Raw genomic sequence first — 23245 nt, forward strand, 5'->3', positions numbered from 1 at the left:
TGTGTCTTGTGTCTTATGTCTTGTGTCTTATGCCTTATGTTTCGCCTCTAACCTAAACACAATACAGCTTGCTCTTAACAGCAATCATCATTTACATTCTGATTACAGTCGGAATAGGTGCCTGGTCGTCCAAACTGATCAAAAATTCGAATGATTTTGTTTTGGCGGGCAGGCAGCTTCCTCTTTTTTTGTCTGCTTCCGCCCTTTTTGCTACTTGGTTTGGTTCTGAGACCATCTTTGGTGCTTCTTCCGAATACTTGGACCATGGTCTCCAAGGTGTCATTGAAGATCCCTTTGGAGGTGCCTTATGCTTGATTTTGTTCGGGATGTTCTATCTCAGACCCATGTATAGAATGAATGTGCTGACCATTGGTGATGTTTACAAACAATTATTCGGAAAGCGGGTAGAATTTTTTGCTTCTATATTTATGATTCCGCCCTACTTTGGTTATGTTGCCGCCCAATTAGTGGCCCTTTCCTTGATATTTACTACCGTAGCCGACATCAGTATTTCCACAGGTATCATAATCAGTGCGGGAATTGTGGTTTTCTACACTTTTTTAGGTGGCATGTGGGCTATTTCTATCACAGATTTTATTCAGACAACCTTGATCGTGGTGGGTTTGATTTGGGTTGCCATTTTGGTAGCCCAAAAAGCCGGAGGGGTAATGCCAATTTTAGATGCTGCACCAGAAGGTAGTTTTCAGTTCTTCCCTGATGCCAATCCCATTTCTTGGATGAATTACTTGGGTGCATGGATAATTCTTGGCTTGGGAAGTATTCCCAGCCAGGATATCTACCAAAGGGTAATGTCTGCAAAATCTGAAAAAGTGGCCATCCGATCTACCTATCTTGCCGGAGGATTTTATGTAACCATAGGTCTTCTTCCATTGTTCATAGCTTTAGGCGCAAAATACCTGTACCCTGAAATCTATCTTGAAAACAAGCAATTATTACTTCCAGAAATGGTATTAAGACACAGCGGCATGCATGTACAGATATTATTTTTCGGCGCATTAATGTCGGCAATTATGAGCACGACAAGCTCAGGTTTATTGGCACCTTCTGCCATCATATCCGAAAACCTTATCCGTCCCTATTTTGGAAGTAGGTTAAAAGACAAACATTTCCTTTGGATTCTACGAATCAATATCATCTCAGTGGCCATCATTGCTACCCTTATGGCACAATGGAAAACAAATATTTATGAACTGGTAGCTAGTGCTTCTATTTTAATGTTAGTTTCCTTATTTATTCCACTGACAGCAGGTCTGTACTGGAAAAGAGCTTCCGAAATGGGTGCCATCATGTCCATTGTTTTTGGAATGATTGCCTATTTGGGATTATCAGCTATAGATCTCCCTTTTTACCCCCATTTACCAGCGCTCGGTATCAGTGCCTTTGCTATGGTAATGGGTTCTATAATTTTCCCCGAAAAAACAAATCATGATGTTAATCTATCCAAAAATAAAGCTGCTTAAAGGCAAAGAGATTTCTATCCAACGGAAGCATCACTGGGTATTCTCAGGAGCCATAGCCCAAAAAGACGAGGACCTTCAGAATGGACAATTGGTACAAGTGGTTGACCATAAAGACAATTTCCTTGCAGTAGGCCACTTTCAATATGGTTCCATTATGGTCCGTTTGATCAGTTTTGAATCAGCAACCATCAATACGGATTTTTGGATAAAAAAAATAAATACGGCTTTTAGGTTAAGGGAAACTTTGGGCCTAATCCATAACCCGGAAACCAATGTGTACCGTCTGATCCATGGGGAGGGCGATGGACTCCCCGGTCTCATTATAGATTTGTACCATGGTACAGCAGTAATACAGACCCACCATATTGGCATGTACCGACAGGTAAAGGAAATAGCCCAAGCTTTGAAAGCGGTATATGGAGAAAAATTAGATGCGGTGTACGATAAAAGCGCTGAGACCCTTCCTAAAAATTACGGGGTGGAAAACCGTTTGGTTTTTGGACAACCTAAAACCCAAACAGTCTTGGAATATGGCTGTCAGTATGAAATCGACTGGGAAAAAGGGCAAAAAACCGGATTCTTTGTTGACCAGCGAGAAAACAGGCACTTATTGGCCCAATATAGTAAAGACCGCAAAGTGTTGAACACCTTTTGTTATTCCGGTGGTTTTTCGGTGGCTGCACTCAAAGCAGGTGCAAAAGAAGTCCATTCTGTAGACATCTCTGCAAAAGCCATAGCCCTTACAGAGGCCAATGTCGCCTTAAACGGAAAATTCAAAAGCAGGCATACCGCCATTGTGGCTGATGTGGTCAAATACATTCGGGAAATAACCGATGACTTTGATATCATTGTGTTGGACCCCCCTGCATTTGCTAAAAACATCAAAGCAAGACATAACGCTGTACAGGCTTACAAAAGACTCAATGGAGAAGCCTTGAAAAAAATTAAAAGCGGAGGTCTACTCTTTACATTTTCCTGTTCTCAGGTAGTTGACAAACAATTATTTGCCCACACTGTAACAGCCGCTGCTTTGGAATCTGGCAGGAAAGTAAAAATATTGCATTACCTTTCACAACCCCCTGATCATCCGATAAATATATTCCATACGGAAACTGAGTATTTGAAAGGCCTAGTGTTATACGTTGAATAAATAGAAAATTAATTGAGCCTCAAAGCAACCTTTTTTTGAATTCGAAGGTTGAAGTTTGGTAATTATTGGACTTTATCTTTTACTTTAAATAAAAAAACAATCGATCATGTACATAGGATTAAAACATTTGCATTCAGGTTTAGCCTATCTGGCCTTACTCACCTTGGCCATAGTAGTCATTTATGCGCTAATTGGAGCACTAAGTAATAGGCCTTTTACAGAAAGAGACCGAAAAATAGCCATGGTGGCATTTATACTTGCGCACGTGCAACTGTTAGTAGGCCTGATTCTTTATTTCGTAAGCCCTTTGGGTTTTTCCTTATTGACAGGAGGTGGTGCCATGTCAGATAGTGCAGCAAGATTAACTGCACTGGAACACCCTGTTATCAATATTCTTGCCATTGTAGTGATTACCATTGGATATACAAGAGCCAAAAAATTTGCCGAGGATAGGGCGAAGTTCAGGTCAATTTACATGCTTTATGCCATTGGTTTGGTTTTGATTCTCAGCAGAATTCCTTGGGAAAATTGGTTGGGCTAATACTGACATTTAAAAAACCGCTAAAGCTTAGCGGTTTTTTAATTTAGTTTCCCCGATCTCTTCCAAGTCCTACTTCATAATCATCAGGCGTTCCCCGCATGGTGACATTTACAAACCTTACCCTTCTGTTTTGATCTCTGAAAACTATGGAATCTTCTTGTTCAGGATCAATTTCTTCTCTACCCTTTCCTTCAAACAAGGACCTAAAACCTACCTGCGTAACCAGGCCAAGCGGGATTCTTAAAAAATATTCCATTTTCATGTCCAAACTTTGCTTACCGGAAACTTCTATGAAACCAAGACTTGAATTGATATTCATCTTGGGGATATTGAGTATACCCTCCTTAAGTTCAAAAGTGTTGGAAAGGGTATCAAAGCGGACATTTCTCAAGTTTCGGTCTTTAAAGTAATCACTCATCGCCTGCAAGGGACCAAAATTCACCAATCTCCCTTGGTAAACCGTCAGATCCATTTTGGCTTCGGATCGGTCAATAATAGGCGTCAGGTCAGGGTATACCAAAAATTTACTGACGATGGTTCCTGACACCAATCCTTGTAGGTTTTCATTGACCATATAATCCTGTCCAAAGTTCTCGAATTTGAACAACAGTTTATCAAGATCCAGTTTATCAGCAACCAGAGTGCTGTGAAAATAAATTTCATTGGGATCAGAACCATTAAAATAACCCTTGATTCCCAGTGTACCATCTGCTGCTTTTAGTCCCAAGGTATCTAAATACACATAGTGGTTTGTATTGGTCCTACCTTTTAAAAGAAAATCATCCAGCCAAAAGGTATGGTAATTGAATTTCTTTATAGAGGCGGAGAAATCCAATTCTGTAAAGGGGATTTCAAAAATATTGAAGGCATCTTCATGCTTATTTTCTTTATCGAGTCCATCAAAGCCCATCAAGGCATCCAAATCAAGGCGGTCAGAAGTCAAATGAAAGTAATTCTTAGGCTGATTGATCTCACTTTCTTCTCCCATCGCATAACCCAATTGAATCTCGAAATCAGATATACCCATGCTTCCCTGGAAGTTTTCCAATGTGAGGTAATCTTTTTCATAATGGATTCTGCCTTTGAATTTTTCCAGTTTTAGCGGGTGAATCTTCATTTGTCCTTCCAAATGGGTCAGCCAAAGATCAGCCGATTGAAAAGCACTATCAAAAACCAGTTCCAAGTTTCCTTTCAGCTTTAACTTATCTACCTCTTCATTCTGATAATCAGCAGGTAAATAATTTTCTCCAGCATAAGTCAGCAAGTCACTAACGGCCAAATGATTGGAGAGGAGGTCAAATTCAAATATACTTTTTCCACGGGGATGGTCCTGAAACCATTTCGAATAATTCTGAAGCTTACCCGTAAAATGAAAATCAGTTTTATCTATTTCCCCCGTAAAATCAATCACGGCAAGATCATTGTCTCCAATGATGACATCTGCATGAAAATCATGAAAAGCATGGGGGTAATTCTTCAATTTGGCGTGGAAGTCATCAATAAAAAACTCTCCTTTAGGTAAATGCACATAATCCTTAAGTTCTTTTCCGGTTGACTCAAATGCGAGTTTGATTTCAAAATCTGAAATTACATCTTTCCACATGGTACTGTCATGACTGAACATCCCCTCCAGATCAATCTGTTTGGAGCTGGCTTTAAGGTCTGCCTTTACACGCAAGTCCTCTCCATGAAAAATGGAGGGGAAATTTTGGACCTTCCCGGAAAATAAAAAGTCGGAATCCAAAATTCCGAAGGCTGCTTTTTCGAGAAAAAGGTCCCCTTTTTCCAAAGCAGCCGTGATATTGGCATTTTTTACCTGATGAGGGAAATCCGGAAGGGAGAAATTTAGGTTTTTGACGATCAGCTCACTCCTTATGCTGTTCTCAAATCCAGAAACCCCCGGCACCTCAAGATCTATCAGTTCATTAAAGTCCATATTGACCAAAACCTGACCGCTTATTCCCTGAAGTCCTTCTATTTCAAAAAAACTCTCCTAAAAAGTCTAAGTCCAGATCCGCATTCAAATTGATATCTATGTAAGGATTGGTGAAATCTCTTACAATAAGTTTTCCCTGAAAGATTCCTTGTTCGGGTTTGGCATTGAAATTTAAAAGCTGAAACTCTGATGTTTTCAAATTCCTTTCCTCCCCATTGGTATAGAAAGCAGCAAACCTCAAATCATCCACTTTTTTATCTCTGGAAGGGTTGAGAAAATAGGCATTATCACAGCCAAATTCCAACGCGATAGAAGGCATCTGACCAGCAGCAGATTTCCCTTTGATTCTCCCTTGGAAATAAACCTCTCCCTCATTTTTATACCTCCTGACAAAGTCACCTGTCTCCTGTGGCAAAAAGGCTGCAATAAGATTAAAATCAGGTTTTTCCCCTTGGATACGAACATCCAAATCCATGTCATTTTCCAAATCCAATTCACCTGATACCCCTAGCAAAGCGCCCTCCAAATAAAGATCTGAACGCTTTAGGGTAATTTTCTGTATTGCTTGATCATACAATAAGTCAAAGTTTAGACTGACATGTTTATTGGAAAAAAAAGTAGGTTCCTTTTCCACCTCCAAATCAAAAATCAATTTACTGATCAGCTTGGCCTTGATCTGATCTTGATCAATTTTGAGTCCTGCCTCTGCTTTTCCTATATGAAAAAACAGGGTGGTCAAATTACCCAAGTCTTCAAACTTGATTTCTACATCTGAAAAAATAATGGAGGCCAAATCTAAATTAAATCCTTCTGAACTTTCATCATTATCCTCAGTTTGGATTCCTTTTGCTGTCAGTATATTGAGTTGTCCTGCTTCATTTTTCACTAAATTGATATCTCCTTGACTTAATTTGATGGACTTGACGATGAAATCTCCTTTGATCAGGTCCCAGATGCCAAATCCTGCATAAAAATCTTTGGCGTAATAAATGGTATCTGACTGGCTGACCTTATCCGCATAAAACACCAAGTCTTCCAAATCAATGGAGATATACGGGAATTGAGCAAAGGGGGCTATATGCGAGTCCCTTACTTTTAATTCCCCTACAAATTGCTCATTCAATGTCCTTACCAATTTCTGTGTGAGACTCTTCTGATTGAAATAAGCAATACTTATGGCTATTGAAGGTAGGATAAGCAAAAAAAGTATGGCAATAAAACCTGTAATGACCAGTATTTTCCGTTTCATAAATGACATTTGTAACTCCTAATTGAACGCAAATTTCAGGCCTGTTTTTGTGACTATTCTAAAATTTGTCCCGGCAATCTGATATTTTGGCCTTTGATTTCTTTTAACTCATCGCCTATATCTTGCCTGACCTTATCAGCAAATTGAAGCATGCTTTCCAGCACTTCAGGTTGCTCTGAAATTACATTATTTACTTCAGAAGGATCAGAAGGAATATGATACAGTTCCATTTCTTCAAGGCCTATCATGGTATAATCCAAAGGAAAACCGTCAGCACGTGGTTCCTGATCAGGGGCTAAACTTCTGTAAAGATGGGGAAAATAAAGTTTCCACTCTTCCATAACAATTGCCTGCAGTTCATTCCTATTATAATAAATTGCATAGCCTTCTTGAGGCGATTTGGCATCAGCATCTTTCATCATTTGATGTATGCTTTGTCCATCAATTTTTTTAACAGGTAATTCAGCTCCGGTCAGATGCGCAAGCATGGGCAAAATATCGATGGTCATTGCCGGGTTTTTCTGAACCAAGCCAGAAGGCCAAGTACCTTTCCAACGCATGATGGCAGGGACTTTTACCCCTCCATCCCAAGATGTACCTTTTCCTTCTCTAAGGGGATAAGCCGACCCTGAATGCTCTGAATAGGAAAGCCACGGACCATTATCAGACAAAAAAATGATAATTGTATTTTCATCGAGATCATTTTGTTTTAAGGTTTGCATAATTTGACCCACCGACCAGTCAATTTCCATGATCACATCCCCATATAGTCCTCTATTGGATTTCCCTTTGAATTTATCGGACACAAATAACGGAACATGGGGCATGGGGTGCGCCAGGTAAAGAAAAAATGGCCTATCCTTATTTCTTTCAATAAAATCAATTGACTTTTCAGTAAACCAAGTGGTAAACATGCTTTGGTCATTCCAAATGGTATCCACGACCTTATCATTTTGATAAATTGGAAGGGGCGGATAGTAATCTTTAGTCTGCGGATGATTTGGCCACATATCATTGGAATACGGAATTCCAAAGTATTCATCAAAACCCTGATTGGTTGGAAGAAATTCGGGGTGATGCCCTAAATGCCATTTACCAAATACCGCAGTGGCATAACCCAAAGGCTTTAAAAGATCTGCAATAGTTGCTTCCTCAGGATGAAGACCATGTTTACTACTATGATCCAAAGCCCCGTGTATCCCCAATCTATTGGGGTATGTACCAGTAAGTAATGCAGCCCGTGAAGCAGAACATACCGCCTGCGCCACATAAAAATTGGTGAATTGTAACCCTTCACTTGCCAATTGATCCAAATGAGGGGTTTCAATATCAGAAGCACCATAAACTCCTACATCATGATACCCCTGGTCATCTGTAAAAATGAGGATGATGTTTGGAATGATTGATGTTTCATTATTTCCCTGAGGGTTACTGCAGGAAAAAAGAATCACAGTGAAAAACAACAGCAAAAGATTATTTCTTTTCATACAATTGAATTTACGTCTTACTCCGGACTATCCGTCAATAGACGCCGATGATAATTGATTTGTCCTAAATGGTAATTAAGGTGCCCTACCAAATGGGTCATGAAGTATTCATAGGTCATGGGATAACCAAATTCCTCTAAAGGGTATTTCCTACTGAACCAGTCTTCAGGGAACTCCAACAGTGCTTTGGTTACCACATGTCGGGTTTCTTCAATTTCTTCCAATATTTCTTTCAATGGCACCGGTTTACCCGAAAATTCTTCCTCTCTATCCCTTTCATAACCTGTATTGCCCATATTGGCTCCGATATAGTGGTTGAGGTTCCCAATCAAATGGACAGCAAGGGTACCGGCGGAATTAGAAATTCCCTCTTTTACTTTCCAAATGTCCTCCTCATTTTTATAGGCTTTGAGTTCATTCTTTAGTTTGCTCAAATCCCTATCAAAATAAAATATCAATGAATCCTTCATAACACTTAATCTTAGATACCAAATGAAATTCCCAACCCCTTTGCAGCCTGCACCAAAAAGCCCTCAGGATTGACGACTTTATTTTCTTTAGTAGCTGCATCTAAAGGTACTTCTACAAAATCATTGTTGACAAATGCTACCATTTTACCGAATGCACCGTCCATGACCATTTCAAAAGCCCTCACGCCAAAGGCAGAAGCCAAAACCCTATCGAATGCTGAAGGAGTGCCACCACGCTGCACATGCCCTAATACAGTCTCCCTGATCTCAGCCCTCACACCCACTTCTTTCAATTGACTGGAAAGTTCAAAAGCTACACCTCCTAATTTGACATGCTTGGAACCCACTTCACCCTCTCTGGATACTACCGTTCCGTCTTTAGGTTTTGCTCCTTCTGCAATCACTATATTGACAAAACCACGCCCTTTTTCATATCGGGATTCGATTCTTTTTACAAGTTTATTGATATCATAAGGAATTTCCGGAATAAGGCAGATTTCTGCACCTCCAGCAATAGCTGTATGTAAAGCTATCCACCCGGCATCTCTACCCATGACCTCCATAATCATCACTCGGTGGTGGCTTTCTGCTGTAGTAACCAGCTTATCAAAGCTGTCAGTGGCTATCTGAACAGCCGTCTGAAAACCAAATGTCATATCAGTTCCTGCCAAATCATTATCGATGGTTTTGGGAACACCTACCACAGGCAAACCATGATCATAAAGTGCTTTTGATATCCGCTGAGAACCATCGCCTCCAATATTAATAACCGCATCAAAACCCAGGTCTTTAATACGCTCCACTAGTTCTTTTGTCCTATCTTCAAACTTTACGTTTCCGGATTCATCTTTTACAGGATAGTGCAAAGGATCTGCCTTGTTGGTAGTCTTTAAAATCGTCCCGCCTTTTACATGGATACCTGCTGTCCTTTTTGAGGTTAAGGGTATGATATAAGGAGGTTCAGACCATACCCCATTGAAAGCTTCTTTACTTCCATAAACATCCCATTCTTTGGATTTTTTAGCCCTTTTACAGATTCCTCTGATAACTGCATTTAAACCAGGACAATCGCCACCACCGGTAGCAATTAAAAGTTTCTTTTTACTCATAGTTGAAATAGGTTACATTGCAACTTACAAAAAAAATGTCCAAAAATCAGGATTAGATCTGCTTTTGGATTCCCTTTTGATTTAAAAAGCTTAAAAACGATTATTAATCATTAACTTGAAACTTTTAATGAATTTTTAAATGGAAAAAGACCTCAAAATTGCCGTATTGATCGACGCAGACAATGTTTCTGCTCATCCTATCAAAGAAATGATGGAAGAAATCGCCAAATACGGGAATCCAACAATCAAAAGAATTTATGGCGACTGGACCAAACCCCAGCTTGGCAAATGGAAAAATGTGCTTTTGGAAAATGCCATCAATCCTATTCAACAATACAGTTATACCAGTGGTAAAAACGCTACGGATTCTGCTATGATCATTGACGCTATGGATATTCTATATTCCGAGAAAGTGGATGGCTTTTGCCTGGTGTCCAGTGACAGTGATTTCACCAAATTGGCAACCAGACTGAGAGAGGCAGGGATGTTGGTCATAGGTATGGGGGAGAAAAAAACACCTGAACCCTTTATCGTGGCCTGTGATAAATTTATTTATGTGGAGATCCTTCAAAATGAAGAGCCTTATAGCCAAGGCGATAAATCCAAGACTAAAACTAAACCTCAAGTAGATAAAATTACACCGAAACTTATCCGTTTGATCCATAACACCATTTCTGATTTAGCAGATGATGATGGTTGGGCATTTATGGGAGATGTGGGTAACCTGATTCAGAAAAAACAGCCAAACTTTGATTCCCGAAATTATGGATTTCAGAAACTTACGCCTCTTATCAGTGCCATTCCGGTTTTTGAAATTGAACAAAGGGAAAGTTCAAAGGGAAGGCACAAATTGATTTATGTAAGAAATAAAGATTGATTGCTACCTTTGTGAACCAATAGGATAATTCAAACTGTTTTGACCTAGTGAAACCTCATGGACCTTTACTCCATGACTAATTTCAAAACAATGGAAAACAAAAAAAGGGTAGTCGTAGGACTATCAGGAGGAGTGGACTCCTCGGTTGCAGCTTACCTTCTCAAGGAACAAGGATTTGAAGTCATCGGCATGTTTATGAAAAACTGGCATGATGAATCCGTTACCATCTCCAATGAATGCCCTTGGATGGAGGATAGTACCGATGCTATGCTGGTAGCTGAAAAATTAGGCATTCCTTTTCAGGCCATTGATCTCAGCGAAGAATATAGAGAAAGGATTGTGGATTATATGTTTGCCGAATACGAATCAGGCCGAACGCCAAATCCTGACATTCTTTGCAATAGAGAAATCAAATTCGATATTTTTCTAAAAGCAGCCCAAAAGCTAAAAGCTGACTTTGTGGCTACAGGTCATTATTGTCAAAAAGGTGAATTGGAAAAAGATGGAAAAACCATTTACCAATTGTTGGCTGGGGCAGACCCCAATAAAGATCAGAGTTATTTTTTATGTCAGTTGAATCAAGAGCAACTGACCCAGGCACTTTTTCCGATTGGACACCTCCAAAAATCAGAGGTTAGACAAATTGCGAAAGAGCAGGATTTGATTACGGCTGACAAAAAAGACAGCCAGGGGCTATGTTTTATTGGGAAAGTCCGACTTCCTGATTTTTTACAGCAGCAGCTTAAACCCAAAAAGGGCAAAATCTTGGTTGTACCTGAAAATTTATCGGTATATGATAAACAAAAGATACCAGCTGGACTCGATATAGAAGATTTTGATAATGAAACTTTAGATGCCTTGTGTTTGCCTATTCAATACCATGCAGATCAGGGTAAAGTCATTGGTGAACACAATGGAGCACATTATTTTACCATTGGACAAAGAAAAGGCCTCCAAGTAGGTGGGACAGGTAAGCCTTTGTTTGTCATTGCAACGGATACAAGGGAAAACCTGATCTACACTGGATTAGGAGAACATCATCCCGGATTGAACAGGCATGGACTATTCGTGCCCAATAAAGATATTCATTGGATCAGGGAAGACCTTTCTCTTCAAGTGGGGAGCTCAGCGAGATACCAGGCCCGAATCAGGTACAGGCAACCATTAACTTGGGCCACTTTAATCATGCGGGAAAATGGACTTTATGTGATATTTGATGAAACCCAGCGTGGGATTGCCTCAGGTCAGTTTGTGGCTTGGTACAGTGGGTCGGAAAGCATTGGTTCAGGCGTTATTTGTTAAATATTGCGATTTTGAGTCAAAAGCTAGAGATTATCTTCGAAGATGACCATTTGATTGCTATCAATAAACCTGCAGGTGTTTTGGTACACAGAACCAGCCTGGCCAAAGAGGAAGAGGAATTACTGGCAGTTCAAATGCTGAGAAATCAAATCCAAAAGAAGGTTTATCCTCTCCATCGAATTGATAGGCCTACAAGCGGTGTATTATTATTTGGAAAAGATTCGGAAACCACCTCCATGTTGCAACCGCTTTTCCCAACCGATAAAGTGAACAAGCTGTATTTGAGTGTCGTCAGAGGGTATGTTTCTGAACATGGCATTATCGAACAACCCCTTAAGAAAAAGCTACATGGTGAATTACAAGAGGCCAAAACGGAATTTTGGAGACTCAGTCAAACGGAAATCCCTTTTGCTTCTTCCCCTAGGTATTCCACAAGTAGGTATTCTTTAATTAAAGTTTATCCACATACTGGCAGGATGCACCAAATCCGAAGGCATATGGCCCATGCACGACACTATGTTATTGGGGACAACACCCATGGAGATAATAAGCAGAACAATTTTTTCAGAAGACAATTTGATTTTCATCACATGCTTTTACATGCTTGGAAATTAAACTTTAAGCATCCTCATTCGGAAAAAAATATAACTATTAAAGCGCCTTTACCTCCCTACTTTGAAGCAATCCTAAAAACACTGGGACTGAACTTCACCTAATGTAAAAGACTGCTATTTTGGATTGAATTCAAAAGCCATATAAAAAGCCCCTTGAAAAAAAGTTAATTAGCTATATTAGCCCAATAAACATTCCAAAATCATGATTAGAGAAAAAATAAGCCTGCTTATTCTTGCATCGCTGTTTAGTTTTACAGCGTTTTGCCAGAATGGAAAAGAGGCCATTGAAGCCAATTTCAATGAAAGAGCAAGTATTTCACACTTTAGGTTCTTGGCCTCTGATGAACTGATGGGAAGAGATCCTATCAGACCTGAGATTGATGCTGCTGCCAGATACATTGCCGAACAGTTTTGGAAATATGGGGCTAAAGAAATTCCGGGTGCAAATGGCTATTACCAAAATATACCATTTCGTCTCTCTTCGCCTCCAAGTATGGGAGAAGTAATTCTGGGAGATCATACTTTTTCTCAGGGAGATGATTTATTGGTTTTGGACGGACCCTCACTGGCAGGTTCTTACGAACTGGTGGTTCTGGGTTTTGGTTTGGAAAAAGATTATGAGGGGAAAGATGTGCAGGGCAAAATCGTGGTCACCAATGTAGGTGCCCCAAACAGATTGAGTCCCTCAGACCTTTTTGCAGCTGGCAGGGAAAAAACAGCCTTGGCCAAACAAAAAGGCGCCATTGGTATCATTGAAATATACAATGTGCCTACAGTGCCATGGGCTTTGGTATCCAATTTCCTAAACAGGACGCAACTTACAGTAGACACTAATCCAGGCGAAGAAAGTATTCCCTACATATGGCTAAGGGACCTGAGCAATACCCAAATTAATGCCATTGGGAAAGGAGAAATCACCCAGGCAAAATTCAATATTGCCGGAAAGGTGAATAGAAGCATCATTGGTAAAAATGTAGTGGCAGTCATTGAAGGTACTGATCCTGTTCTCAAAAACGAATATGTTATGCTTTCTGCCCATTATGATCATATTGGTGTAGGCAGACCCAATGCCGAGGGGGACTCCATCTACAATGGTGCCAGGGATAATGCCGTTGGAACTGTTGCTGTTATCAATGCTGCCCGGTATTTCGCACAAAACCCACCCAAAAGATCCATTTTACTTTGTGCCTGGACTGCAGAAGAAAAGGGGTTACTAGGCAGTGCATATTTTGCTGAAAATCCATTGGTTCCATTAAATCAGATTATTTTTAACTTGAATATTGACAATGCCGGCTACAATGATACTTCTATAGTAACCGTGGTTGGTTTGGGCAGAACTTCTGCAGATCATTTAATCTCAGAGGCAACTGCTGCTTTTGGACTGGAAGCCATTGCTGACCCTTCACCAGAGCAGGGGCTTTATGATCGCTCAGACAATGTGAATTTTGCAAGAAAAGGTATCCCGGCTCCTACATTTAGTCTTGGTTTTACCGCTTTTGATGATGAAATCAGTAGACACTACCACCAACCGTCCGATGAAGTGGACAGTTTCGATTTGGATTATGCGGTATTATATTGGAAAAGCTACCTCTTATCAGCAGAAAACATTGCCAATTGGAGTGAAAGACCAAAATGGAATGAGGGAGATAAATATGAAGAGGTAAGCAAAGCCCTTTACGGTATCAAATAAAAAACCAAATCCCAGGCCATCAAGCCTGGGATTTTTTATTAGCAAAGAAAATGACCAGGGTAGCCGTCATAAACATGATCAGGCTATAAATGGCAATTGGAATGGTCATTTCTGAATTTTTCAACAAAGTCGCTGCAATCATTATCCCGAGGGTGCCGTTTTGAATACCTGACTCTATTGAAATCGTGAGTCTTTGGCGCTTGGGCAAAACAAAAGCTGTAGCAATAAAATAGCCTACCACTAAAGTAAGTACATTCAGGCTGAGCATCACTGGACCTGTGAGGATAAAAAAGGCAACAATTGAATCCCTTTCCTTGAGAATGGCAGCCAGAATAATCAAAGTGAAAAATACAGCAGATGCAATCCTTACAGGCCTATCTGCCTTTTGGGAGAGACCTGGGAATCGCTTCTTTAAAAACATCCCTATAGAAACCGGAATTACTGTAACACCCATGATCTGAATGATTGTTTCACCAATAGGCAAAGTAATACTCCCTTCTTCTCCAAAGTGCATGATGGCGAAATTGACAATCAAAGGGATGGTAACTATCGTAATGAATGAAGTGACCGCTGTAAGGCTGATAGAAAGCGCTATATCACCTCGGGATAAATGGGTAATCAGATTGGAAGTGGCCCCGCCAGGGCAAGCGGCAAGGATCATTACCCCAACTGCCAAAGCGCCACTTAATCCAAAAAGATTTACCAAAGCAAAGCCAAATATGGGTAAAAGAATCAATTGATTGACTAAACCAATCACTCCCGCTTTGGGAAATAAGATAATATTTTTGAAATCCTTTATACTTAGGGAAAGCCCCATTCCTAGCATGATAAACGCAAGGGCTAAAGGCAAAAACACAGCAGTCAATATACTTTCTTGCATAAGGTTAGGGTTTATTGGAAGTGAAATTTTTAAGGATTTCAAGCATGTTTTTATGAAGAATTGGTGCAGTCTCCGGTCCTACGGAATTAATCTCCCTTTCTTCGAAGTTTTTGTAAGAAATATTTAAATTATTATCCGGATGTCGGTCCTGAAATTTAAAAAAGGTATATACAAGAAGAAATAGAACAAAAGCGCTAAAAATAATTAAAGAAACCCGGGCATATTTTTTCATTCTGTAACCATTAAAGGGCAATCCACCTAAGATAGCAATCTGTAATATAAAGACAAAAATCAAAATCAATTAGAATTGAACAATGGCAAATTTTTAATCGTAATATTGTTAAATTTCTAGGGTATGGAATTACGTAAACCGATATTGATAGCCATGATTTTGCTTTCAAGCTGTATTGAACAGCAAGCCTTACTACCAGTTGGAACTGAATTACTTAAAAACACGGATTTTTCCAATAGCATGGACAATGTTTCTCCATGGGTCCCTATTGGCTCTCCAGGATTTAGCCTCGGAATAAGTGATGATGTGTTTAGGTCTGGCAGCCGGTCTGTGTTCATTGAGAATAGAGATATTTTCAATGAAAATACGGGAACTTGGACTCAGGTATATAATAGAAACCTACCTAAGCCAGGTCAAACCGTTAGGCTTCGGGCGTTTTTAAAAGGGGAAGATATTAGGTTATTTACACCAAATAGTAATGTTTTTATTTCATTGAGGTTTTCCCCTGTACAGGATAGCCGGGGCTCATTGGCTGGCCGGTTTATCACTTCACAACAGCAAATCAGGGTAGAAGGTACTTTTGATTGGCGGCCAATAGATTTGGTAGTTAACAGTGTACCTGAAGATGTAGAATCTTTATCTGTATTTCTGGTTATGGGGCAAAGGGTAACAGGAAAAATTTATTTTGACGATGTAACCCTGACTGTAGAATAATTTAACGAATTCCCTTTTCAGGATACTTGGCAGTTACTGTCCTGCCAAAAACCATCATTTCTTCAATCTGCTCTTGCATCAGACCATTTGGATAAATTACCGGTCCTATCCCGGCTTCTTTCTTTTTATAATCCAGGTAGCCGACAACGATTGGCACATCTGCACCTAACGCCACATGGTAAAACCCGGTCTTCCATTTTGGCGCGTAACTTCTTGTACCCTCCGGAGTCACCATGATAACCAATTCTTCCGCTTCTTTCAGCATATTGGTCATGGCTTCTGTGTAGGTTTGCTTTCGACCTCCTGGAATTCTTTTTCTATCAATAGCAATTCCACCCAGAGATTTTATCAGCCAACCTAAAGGGCCTACCATGACTTCTTTTTTAATGGTAAATCGTACTGGAATATCCATCAGGTAAAATGCTGCCCTTGCATAGAGTAAATCCCAATTACTGGTATGCGGAATCGCAATTAGCACTGCTTTTTTCACACCCTTAGGCCAGCCGATATTTAGCTTCCATCCTGAAATCCAAAAAACAAACCTGGACAATAACTTCATCATGCTTTTACTTTTGTTTTTAAAGCCAATTCACTGATTTCTTTGTTTTCATCTATATAGGATAAAGCCGTTTCATAACCACTTTGAAAGATTTCCTGCGCTTTTTTGATATCAAAAACACCATACTTGGCCAGCCCCTTGGGTTCTATAAAAAAATCACATTTATCCTTTCTGCTATAAACATTGTAATTCATGGACATGATTACAGTTCTTTCAATTAGGCTTTTGATGTTTTTGATATTATGTTCAACCGGGAGATGATTGCAATTCACTCCAATTATCACATCACATACACCATCTAGCGGTTCCACGGGCAGGTTATTCAAAACCCCTCCATCCACATAATAATGCTTCCCGATGGCTATGGGGTCAAACATACCGGGTATACAAGAAGAAGCCATCAATGGTTTGATCAGCTCTCCTTCTGAAAAATAAACCACCTTGGCACGTTTGATATCAGTAACAGCTACGGTCATGGGCAATTGAAGTGACTCAAATGAATTCTCAGGAAGATACTTTTTAAAAAGTTCTTCAACAGTGTCCATTTTGAGTATCCCAGTCCAACTAATGGCAGGCCTCAAAAACTTAAAGTAATTTGTTTTGACGATGATTTCGAGAATTTCATCAGGGTGATGACCAGCAGCATATAGTGTTCCTGCAATGGCACCGGCACTGCTGCCACTGATTCTATTGGGAAATATTCCCCTTTGATTGAGTGCTTTCAAAACACCAAGGTGGGAAATTCCTCTCACACCACCGCCTGAAAGGGCGATGCCTATTTTTTTATCAGAGTTCATCCAAGGAGAATGTTTGGTCTAATCTAACACCTTTTTCCGTCATTTTAACTGTACAGCATTCGTTGATAGGGTCATGCTCTAAAAATATAACATACTGATTGAGGGCCGCTTCTTCAAGAAAATGTCTTTTTTCCTCTAGGGTTATCAAGGGTCTGGTGTCATAGCCCATGACATAAGGTAAAGGGATATGGCCTACTGAGGGCAGCAAATCCGCAGCAAATATCAGCGTATGCCCTTTATAGGAAATTTTTGGTATCATTTGTTTATCGGTATGACCATCTGCAGTAAAAAACTCGAATCCATTCATAAGTTTTCTTTCTTGTAAATCCAAAAAAGAAAGCTGACCGCTATCCTGCATGGGTAGAATATTTTCTTTCAAAAAAGAGGCTTTCTCCCTTGCATTAGGCTGTGTTGCCCAATCCCAATGATTTTTATTGGTCCAGTACCTGGCGTTTGGAAAGGTCATTTCAAATTGTGAGGCATCATGATTTTTGTACCGCACCCCTCCTCCACAATGATCAAAATGCAAATGGGTAAGAAAGTTATCCGTAATGTCATTAAATGAAAAACCTTTCTCACGTAAAGACTTTTCCAAGTTATCTTCTCCATGAAGATAATAATGAGAGAAAAATTTAGCATCCTGTTTATCTCCTATCCCATTATCAATAAGGATAAGCTTATCTCCAATCTCCACCAATAGGCAGCGCATGGCCCAAGTACAAAGGTTGTTTGCATCGGCTGGATTAGTCCTTGACCAAAGCACCTTAGGAACTACACCAAACATGGCCCCACCATCAAGTTTAAAAAATCCAGTATTAATTACATGTAATTTCATGATCATCTATTGCATGAAAATTCCCACATTTTTTGGCTAAGAAATACTTTTCCTTAAAAAAAATGTGGGAATTTTTATTTATCGGGCTTATTCTACAAATACTCCCATAGAACAGAACTTATCAATACGCTGATCTATTCTTTTCTCCGGTTTAATTTTATCCAATTCTTTCAATGCCTCCAAAATAGTAGCCTTCAGTGTCTTGGCCATGGCTTTCATATCTTTATGGGCTCCCCCCAAAGGCTCTTCAATAATACCATCAATAAGCCCATTTTTCTGCATGTCTGTGGCTGTAAGTTTGAGAGCCTCTGCAGCCTGTTCCTTATAATCCCAGCTTCTCCATAAAATAGAAGAACAGGATTCGGGAGAGATCACTGAATACCATGTATTTTCAAGCATATACACCCTGTCGCCAATGGCTATACCTAATGCACCACCTGAGGCACCTTCACCAATAATGATACAGATTACAGGTACTTTAAGCATGAACATTTCTTTGAGGTTCCTAGCTATGGCTTCACCTTGTCCTCTTTCTTCGGCTTCTAGGCCAGGAAAAGCACCTGGCGTGTCAATGAGGGTTACAATGGGTTTGCCAAATTTTTCGGCCATTTTCATCAACCTTAAAGCTTTTCTATATCCTTCGGGATTGGCCATTCCAAAATTACGCTCCTGACGTTGCTTGGTATTCCTTCCCTTTTGTTGACCAATGAACATTACTGTCCGCCCCTCAATATCACCTATTCCACCAATCATGGCTTTGTCGTCTTTTACTGTACGGTCTCCATGAAGCTCGATAAAGTCACTCGTGATTTCATAAATATAATCCAAGGAATAAGGTCTATCCGCATGCCTTGATAATTGCACACGCTGCCATCTGGTTAAATTTTGGAAAGTTTCTTTTTTCAAAGTCTGAATCTTTTCTTCCAACGACTGAATATCGGTAGATAAATCAATATTTTTACCTTTAGCTAAATCTTTCATTTCCTGAAGTTTCAGCTCCAAATCAGCAATTGGTTTTTCGAATTCTAATAGCATACTTGGTTTATTTGAATAGGACAAAGATAAAAATAATCCTAGTAAGAAAAATTTTTAATTTTTAGCTTATCCAAAATCATGGAAATCACAAAACCATTTCAAATGATTTTTAAAATGATTTAAGGAAACCAATTTTATTATATTGAAATAGAACCACATAGTAAATATTTGTATATTTTTTTAAAAGCAGCTTTTGCAATAATAAGATGAATGACTACCTTTGCAGCACTTCAAAAGGAAGTCATGGAGCGGTAGTTCAGCTGGTTAGAATGCCTGCCTGTCACGCAGGAGGTCGCGGGTTCGAGTCCCGTCCGTTCCGCTTAGAAATCAAGAACTTTATGAAGTTCTATATTTAAAATAAAATGGAGTGGTAGTTCAGCTGGTTAGAATGCCTGCCTGTCACGCAGGAGGTCGCGGGTTCGAGTCCCGTCCATTCCGCAAAACCTCAGTTAGAAGCTGAGGTTTTTTTTTGTAAATCGCTATCCTTTTGTACCTGCTTTTAAGCCTAATTAATTTAAAGGGAATTTCCACAATATATTTAACTCGAATAATCACTTCGGTTCGAAGGTATCGATGAAAAGAATAATCAAAAATTAAGCGAATGAAGAATGATCATTCTTTATGGTGAATGGGGCAATTTCAGTTAAAGGATTGATTATGTCCACTGTCAACTGTGTCATAAGAACTCATAATAACCTGGCCCTGACGTTGAAATTCTAATGAATACCCCGGTTTTAATCTTTATAAGTTGACATTTTAGCAAAAAAAAGAGGTTGTATCATAAATCAAATAAAGACTCTGAGATTTGGCTATATAAAATTTGATCAGATACCTGCCCGAATAGAAAAGAGGCTGTCCCTATTTATGAGACAGCCTCTTTAAGAGCCCCCTGCCGGGATCGAACCAGCGACCTACTGATTACAAGTCAGTTGCTCTACCAGCTGAGCTAAGGAGGCTTTTTTTATTTTTTCCCAGTACTTTGACCGAAAACGTGGTGCAAATATATGTGGATAGATTATTTGCACAAAAGGTTTTTGAAAAAAAATAAGGGGATTTTCACTATCCCCTTATTTATGAGTACATTAAAATTCCCTAAGGATGGAAAGTTTTTTCTTAAGCTTATCGATTTCCTTCTCTGCCTTTTGAATCTTTTGATCAAATTGATCTTTTAGCTTATCCGCTGTTTTGGAAGAAGCGAAAAATTCAAGGTTATTTTTCCAAAGGGTAATATTGTTTTCGAGATCCGAAATTTGTTTTCGGATACCATGCTCTTTCTTATTCAATACCCTATTGCTATTAGGGTCTGCCTGTATTTTATTGAGATTAAGCCTAAACAAAAACTCATCTCTGCTTCCCCCTTCAATGCCCAAGTTTTCAACATAAGTATCAACAGCCTCATTGAATTTTGACTGAATTTCTTTCATGTTTTTTCTTGGTACAAATCCGATAGCATTGAATTTCCCGATAAGTTCCTCCAGACGTTCCTCTTTGAGTGAATCGCCGGAAGCTTCATCCAAAATTTCCTTGCAAATTGCTTCTTTTTCTTTCAGGTTTTCCTCAAATTCTTTGTTGATCTGTTTATTGGAATTTCTTCTGTTTTCAAAAAAGGTATCACAAGCCGTTTTGAATCGGTTGTATAATTCATCCCTGACTTTTTCTGGGGTAGGTCCAATTTTTTTCCACTCTTGCTGTAGACTGATCAATTTGTTAGCTGTATCCTGCCAATCTGTACTGTTCATCAATTCTTCTGCCTTAGCAATAAGGTCTTCCGCTTTATTTTTGTTTGTTAAGCGGATTTCATCCAATTCTTTGAAGAACAAATTTTTATTGTGGAAAAATTCTTTAAAAAGTCCCCAAAATCTTTTATTTACCTCTTTACCAAATTCTCTTGGAACTGGGCCTGACGCTTCCCATTCTTTTTGAATTTCTAAAACTTCCTTGGTTTTGACATTCCAATCCTTGATTCTTGAAGCAGAAAAATCTTTAAACTCCGAAAGCTTTTTAATCAATCCTTCCTTCTTTTCAAGATTTGATTTAAAAACTTCCTTCTGACCTTCATAAAACTCTTTTCTTTTATCATAAACCGCATCAGATGCCGATTTGAATCTTTGCCATAAAGGTTCCTGATCCTCCCTTGGAACAGGACCTATATGTTTAAATTCCTCATGCAGATCATTCAGTGCTCGGATAGCATCCTTTAAATCTTCTACTTGGCTTAATGCCTCCGCCCGATTTACAATATCAAGTTTTTGTTCAAGGTTTTTCTTACGGTCAAGCTCTTTTAATTCAAAATAAATACTTCTGTTATCATAGAACCTGTCCATCAAAGCATTGTAAGATGCCCATAGATTGCGGTTTTGGGCAGAAGGTACAGGGCCAATACTTTTCCATTCCTCTTGGATTTGCTTTATTGTATTGATACTATGGGTAGTTTCTTCACCGTCCACCAATTCTCTTAACCTGTCTAAAATTTGATTTTTGGACGATAAATTCTTTTCCTTCTGTTTTTCTTGTTCTCTTAGAAACTGGGATTTCTTCTCCCTGAAATCATTATATAAGGCGAAAAAAATCTTATCTTCATCAGAAGTCCTGTATTGGAAATCATCAACACTTCCTCCGTTAGATATAAAATCTTTTTCGGCTTCGGCCTTTTCTTTATTAAATATCTCGTCAAAATGGCTTTTTATATCTGCCACAGTAGCATCAATTTTCAGAAACTTCCCTGTAGCCGATAATTCCTTCAATGCAGCAATGAGTTCTTTTTTGGAATAATGGGCGTAATCCACATCTTCCTGCTCTTCTTCCTCGTGCTGCTCTTCTTCCTCCTCATTATTCAACGGTGCCTCGTTGGTAGTTTCCTCTTTACCCTCTGCCGAAGGCTGATTTTCGGCTTGGGTCACCTTGTCTTCATCAGACATTTCCTTTTCCTTATCCATAATATTCCTTGTACTTTTTTACTGCTAACCTAACAAAAGTAATAAATAGATTTAATTTAATCTTGGGTCAATAGGATAATTTGCCAATTGCTGATATTCCCCTCCCATATTTTTCAAAATAATTCTCCACAATTCTTCAGGAGATGCAGTGAAAATACTTTCACTGTCAATTTTATCGCACACGATCCATGTTTTATCCTTTAGTTCTTCATCCAACTGGCCAGCGCCCCACCCAGAATAACCAATAAAGAATCGGATATTGCCTTCCTCCATTTTACCGAGCTTTAATTGCTCCAGTAATTCATCAAAATCACCTCCCCACCACAGGTCTACTCCCAACTGAATGCTTGCCTCAAAGCGTCTCTCCCCTCTGTAAATGAAATGAAGCGTATTTTGTTCTACCGGGCCCCCAACATAAACATCGCAGTCCAAGGAATTGATATTGTCAATTAACTCTTTTAACTTTAAAATAGAAAGCTTGTTTAAAACAAGACCAAATGAGCCATTTTCATTGTTTTCGCATAGCAATACCACTGACCGGACAAAGTTTTCATCCTGTAAAAAGGGCTCAGATATCAGTAAATTCCCCGCAGCCACAGATTTGTTTTCGTTCTCATTCATAATCAAACAATTCTTGTGCTTTTAATTTATGGCTAAATTTTTTAAATACAATAAGTATGATAATTTTATAACAAAAAGTTTAAAAGATGAAAATATCAGACATAAGAATTGACTATTCTTTGAAATCATTAGACATTACTGATGTCCAAACTTCTCCCCTCGATCAGTTTCATATTTGGTTCAAAGAAGCTCTTGATGCAAAGGTCCTGGAAGTCAATGCTATGAACCTGGCAACAGTGCAACAGGATGGACGACCAAATTCAAGGGTAGTTTTATTGAAGGGACTGGATTCAGGATTTGTGTTTTTCACTAATTACAACAGCAAAAAGGGTAAAGAATTATCCGGTAACCCACATGTTGCCCTGACCTTTTATTGGGCTGAGTTGGAAAGGCAGGTCAGAATCATGGGCAAAGTGGAAAAAGTCAATCCCGAAGAGTCTGATGAGTATTTTTTTTCAAGGCCTTTCAGTAGTCAGATTGGCGCTTGGGTTTCCCCACAGAGTGAAGTCATCTCCAACAGAGATACATTGGCACAAAAAGAAGCCGAACTTTATAAAAAATTTAGTCCAGAAACCATTACAAGACCAGCACATTGGGGTGGGTATCGCGTAATGCCTTATGAAATTGAATTCTGGCAAGGAAGACCAAGCCGACTTCATGACAGGATATGCTATACCTTAACAGAACAAAACGATTGGAAGATTGCCAGGCTGGCCCCATAAAAAAACCT

At 39.3% G+C, this 23245-nt stretch carries 21 protein-coding genes and 3 tRNA genes; 11 read left to right on the forward strand and 13 right to left on the reverse strand.

Annotated features, from left to right (window positions below):
* The first annotated feature begins 68 nt into the window (after positions 1-68).
* From B879_RS08115 to B879_RS08125, 3 genes are all read left to right on the forward strand, one after another.
* A complete protein-coding gene (locus tag B879_RS08115) occupies positions 69-1481 on the forward strand; it encodes a high affinity choline transporter 1 (protein WP_009184683.1) in 1413 nt (470 codons plus the stop codon).
* Positions 1450-2631, forward strand: coding sequence for a class I SAM-dependent rRNA methyltransferase (locus B879_RS08120; protein WP_040400376.1), 1182 nt, complete (start codon positions 1450-1452; stop codon positions 2629-2631). Before B879_RS08115 ends, B879_RS08120 begins: the two co-directional genes overlap by 32 nt.
* A 106-nt stretch (positions 2632-2737) precedes the next feature.
* Positions 2738-3172 (forward strand): hypothetical protein, encoded by a 435-nt coding sequence (locus B879_RS08125; RefSeq protein WP_009184685.1) that lies wholly within the window; start codon positions 2738-2740, stop codon positions 3170-3172.
* A 43-nt stretch (positions 3173-3215) separates the two neighbouring features.
* Here the strand turns inward: B879_RS08125 and B879_RS23165 are convergent, their stop codons facing one another.
* The 5 genes from B879_RS23165 to B879_RS08145 are packed head-to-tail and all read right to left on the reverse strand — an operon-like array spanning position 3216 to position 9423.
* The gene (locus B879_RS23165; RefSeq protein WP_238542105.1) at positions 3216-5108 is read right to left on the reverse strand and encodes an AsmA-like C-terminal region-containing protein; all 1893 of its coding nucleotides are present in this window, start codon (positions 5106-5108) and stop codon (positions 3216-3218) included.
* Between the two features lie 43 nt (positions 5109-5151).
* Positions 5152-6357 carry an AsmA family protein gene (locus B879_RS23170; RefSeq protein WP_009184687.1) on the reverse strand — a complete coding sequence of 402 codons (1206 nt, stop codon included), beginning with the start codon at positions 6355-6357 and terminating at the stop codon, positions 5152-5154.
* 53 nt (positions 6358-6410) lie between these two features.
* A complete protein-coding gene (locus tag B879_RS08135; protein WP_009184688.1) occupies positions 6411-7844 on the reverse strand; it encodes a sulfatase family protein in 1434 nt (477 codons plus the stop codon).
* Between the two features lie 17 nt (positions 7845-7861).
* The gene (locus B879_RS08140; protein WP_009184689.1) at positions 7862-8314 is read right to left on the reverse strand and encodes a DinB family protein; all 453 of its coding nucleotides are present in this window, start codon (positions 8312-8314) and stop codon (positions 7862-7864) included.
* Positions 8315-8325: 11 nt separating this feature from the next.
* On the reverse strand, positions 8326-9423 hold the full coding sequence (locus B879_RS08145; RefSeq protein ID WP_009184690.1) for a 6-phosphofructokinase: 1098 nt from the start codon (positions 9421-9423) through the stop codon (positions 8326-8328).
* A gap of 139 nt (positions 9424-9562) precedes the next feature.
* Between B879_RS08145 and B879_RS08150 the strand changes: the two genes are divergently transcribed.
* The 4 genes from B879_RS08150 (at position 9563) to B879_RS08165 (ending at position 13906) form a co-directional block, all read left to right on the forward strand.
* Positions 9563-10300, forward strand: a complete 738-nt coding sequence (locus B879_RS08150; RefSeq protein WP_009184691.1) for an NYN domain-containing protein — start codon at positions 9563-9565, stop codon at positions 10298-10300.
* A gap of 90 nt (positions 10301-10390) precedes the next feature.
* Positions 10391-11602 (forward strand): tRNA 2-thiouridine(34) synthase MnmA, encoded by a 1212-nt coding sequence (gene mnmA / locus B879_RS08155; protein ID WP_009184692.1) that lies wholly within the window; start codon positions 10391-10393, stop codon positions 11600-11602.
* An 11-nt stretch (positions 11603-11613) separates the two neighbouring features.
* Positions 11614-12318: a pseudouridine synthase gene (locus B879_RS08160; RefSeq protein WP_009184693.1), complete on the forward strand. Its 705-nt coding sequence runs from the start codon at positions 11614-11616 to the stop codon at positions 12316-12318.
* Positions 12319-12418: 100 nt separating this feature from the next.
* Positions 12419-13906 carry a M28 family peptidase gene (locus B879_RS08165; protein ID WP_009184694.1) on the forward strand — a complete coding sequence of 496 codons (1488 nt, stop codon included), beginning with the start codon at positions 12419-12421 and terminating at the stop codon, positions 13904-13906.
* A 19-nt stretch (positions 13907-13925) separates the two neighbouring features.
* On the opposite strand, the gene B879_RS08170 is transcribed toward B879_RS08165, so the two are convergent.
* A complete protein-coding gene (locus tag B879_RS08170) occupies positions 13926-14786 on the reverse strand; it encodes a bile acid:sodium symporter family protein (RefSeq protein ID WP_009184695.1) in 861 nt (286 codons plus the stop codon).
* A gap of 355 nt (positions 14787-15141) precedes the next feature.
* Here B879_RS08170 and B879_RS08180 point away from each other — a divergent pair, with 355 nt between their 5' ends.
* Positions 15142-15732 (forward strand): hypothetical protein, encoded by a 591-nt coding sequence (locus B879_RS08180; protein ID WP_009184697.1) that lies wholly within the window; start codon positions 15142-15144, stop codon positions 15730-15732.
* Between the two features lies 1 nt (position 15733).
* Here the strand turns inward: B879_RS08180 and B879_RS08185 are convergent, their stop codons facing one another.
* From B879_RS08185 to B879_RS08200, 4 genes are all read right to left on the reverse strand, one after another.
* Positions 15734-16294 carry a 1-acyl-sn-glycerol-3-phosphate acyltransferase gene (locus B879_RS08185; protein WP_040400378.1) on the reverse strand — a complete coding sequence of 187 codons (561 nt, stop codon included), beginning with the start codon at positions 16292-16294 and terminating at the stop codon, positions 15734-15736.
* Positions 16291-17088, reverse strand: a complete 798-nt coding sequence (locus B879_RS08190; protein WP_009184699.1) for a patatin-like phospholipase family protein — start codon at positions 17086-17088, stop codon at positions 16291-16293. The genes B879_RS08185 and B879_RS08190 overlap by 4 nt, the downstream gene beginning before the upstream one ends.
* A complete protein-coding gene (locus tag B879_RS08195; RefSeq protein WP_040400379.1) occupies positions 17078-17923 on the reverse strand; it encodes an MBL fold metallo-hydrolase in 846 nt (281 codons plus the stop codon). The genes B879_RS08190 and B879_RS08195 overlap by 11 nt, the downstream gene beginning before the upstream one ends.
* A gap of 87 nt (positions 17924-18010) precedes the next feature.
* The gene (locus B879_RS08200) at positions 18011-18958 is read right to left on the reverse strand and encodes an acetyl-CoA carboxylase carboxyltransferase subunit alpha (RefSeq protein WP_009184701.1); all 948 of its coding nucleotides are present in this window, start codon (positions 18956-18958) and stop codon (positions 18011-18013) included.
* 245 nt (positions 18959-19203) lie between these two features.
* Between B879_RS08200 and B879_RS08205 the strand changes: the two genes are divergently transcribed.
* Together B879_RS08205 and B879_RS08210 are read left to right on the forward strand one after the other, a co-directional pair.
* Positions 19204-19277, forward strand: a tRNA-Asp gene (locus B879_RS08205).
* A 45-nt stretch (positions 19278-19322) separates the two neighbouring features.
* A tRNA-Asp gene (locus B879_RS08210) sits at positions 19323-19396 on the forward strand.
* A 445-nt stretch (positions 19397-19841) separates the two neighbouring features.
* On the opposite strand, the gene B879_RS08215 is transcribed toward B879_RS08210, so the two are convergent.
* From B879_RS08215 to B879_RS08225, 3 genes are all read right to left on the reverse strand, one after another.
* Positions 19842-19914 (reverse strand) — tRNA-Thr (locus B879_RS08215).
* A gap of 126 nt (positions 19915-20040) precedes the next feature.
* Positions 20041-21894 carry a DUF349 domain-containing protein gene (locus B879_RS08220; RefSeq protein WP_009184702.1) on the reverse strand — a complete coding sequence of 618 codons (1854 nt, stop codon included), beginning with the start codon at positions 21892-21894 and terminating at the stop codon, positions 20041-20043.
* 51 nt (positions 21895-21945) lie between these two features.
* On the reverse strand, positions 21946-22515 hold the full coding sequence (locus B879_RS08225; protein WP_009184703.1) for a YqgE/AlgH family protein: 570 nt from the start codon (positions 22513-22515) through the stop codon (positions 21946-21948).
* An 86-nt stretch (positions 22516-22601) separates the two neighbouring features.
* Between B879_RS08225 and pdxH the strand changes: the two genes are divergently transcribed.
* Positions 22602-23237, forward strand: coding sequence for a pyridoxamine 5'-phosphate oxidase (gene pdxH / locus B879_RS08230; RefSeq protein WP_009184704.1), 636 nt, complete (start codon positions 22602-22604; stop codon positions 23235-23237).
* The last annotated feature ends 8 nt before the right edge of the window (positions 23238-23245 follow it).

Origin of the sequence: Cecembia lonarensis LW9 (assembly GCF_000298295.1) — a bacterium.
In the GTDB taxonomy this organism is placed as follows: Bacteria; Bacteroidota; Bacteroidia; order Cytophagales; family Cyclobacteriaceae; genus Cecembia; species Cecembia lonarensis.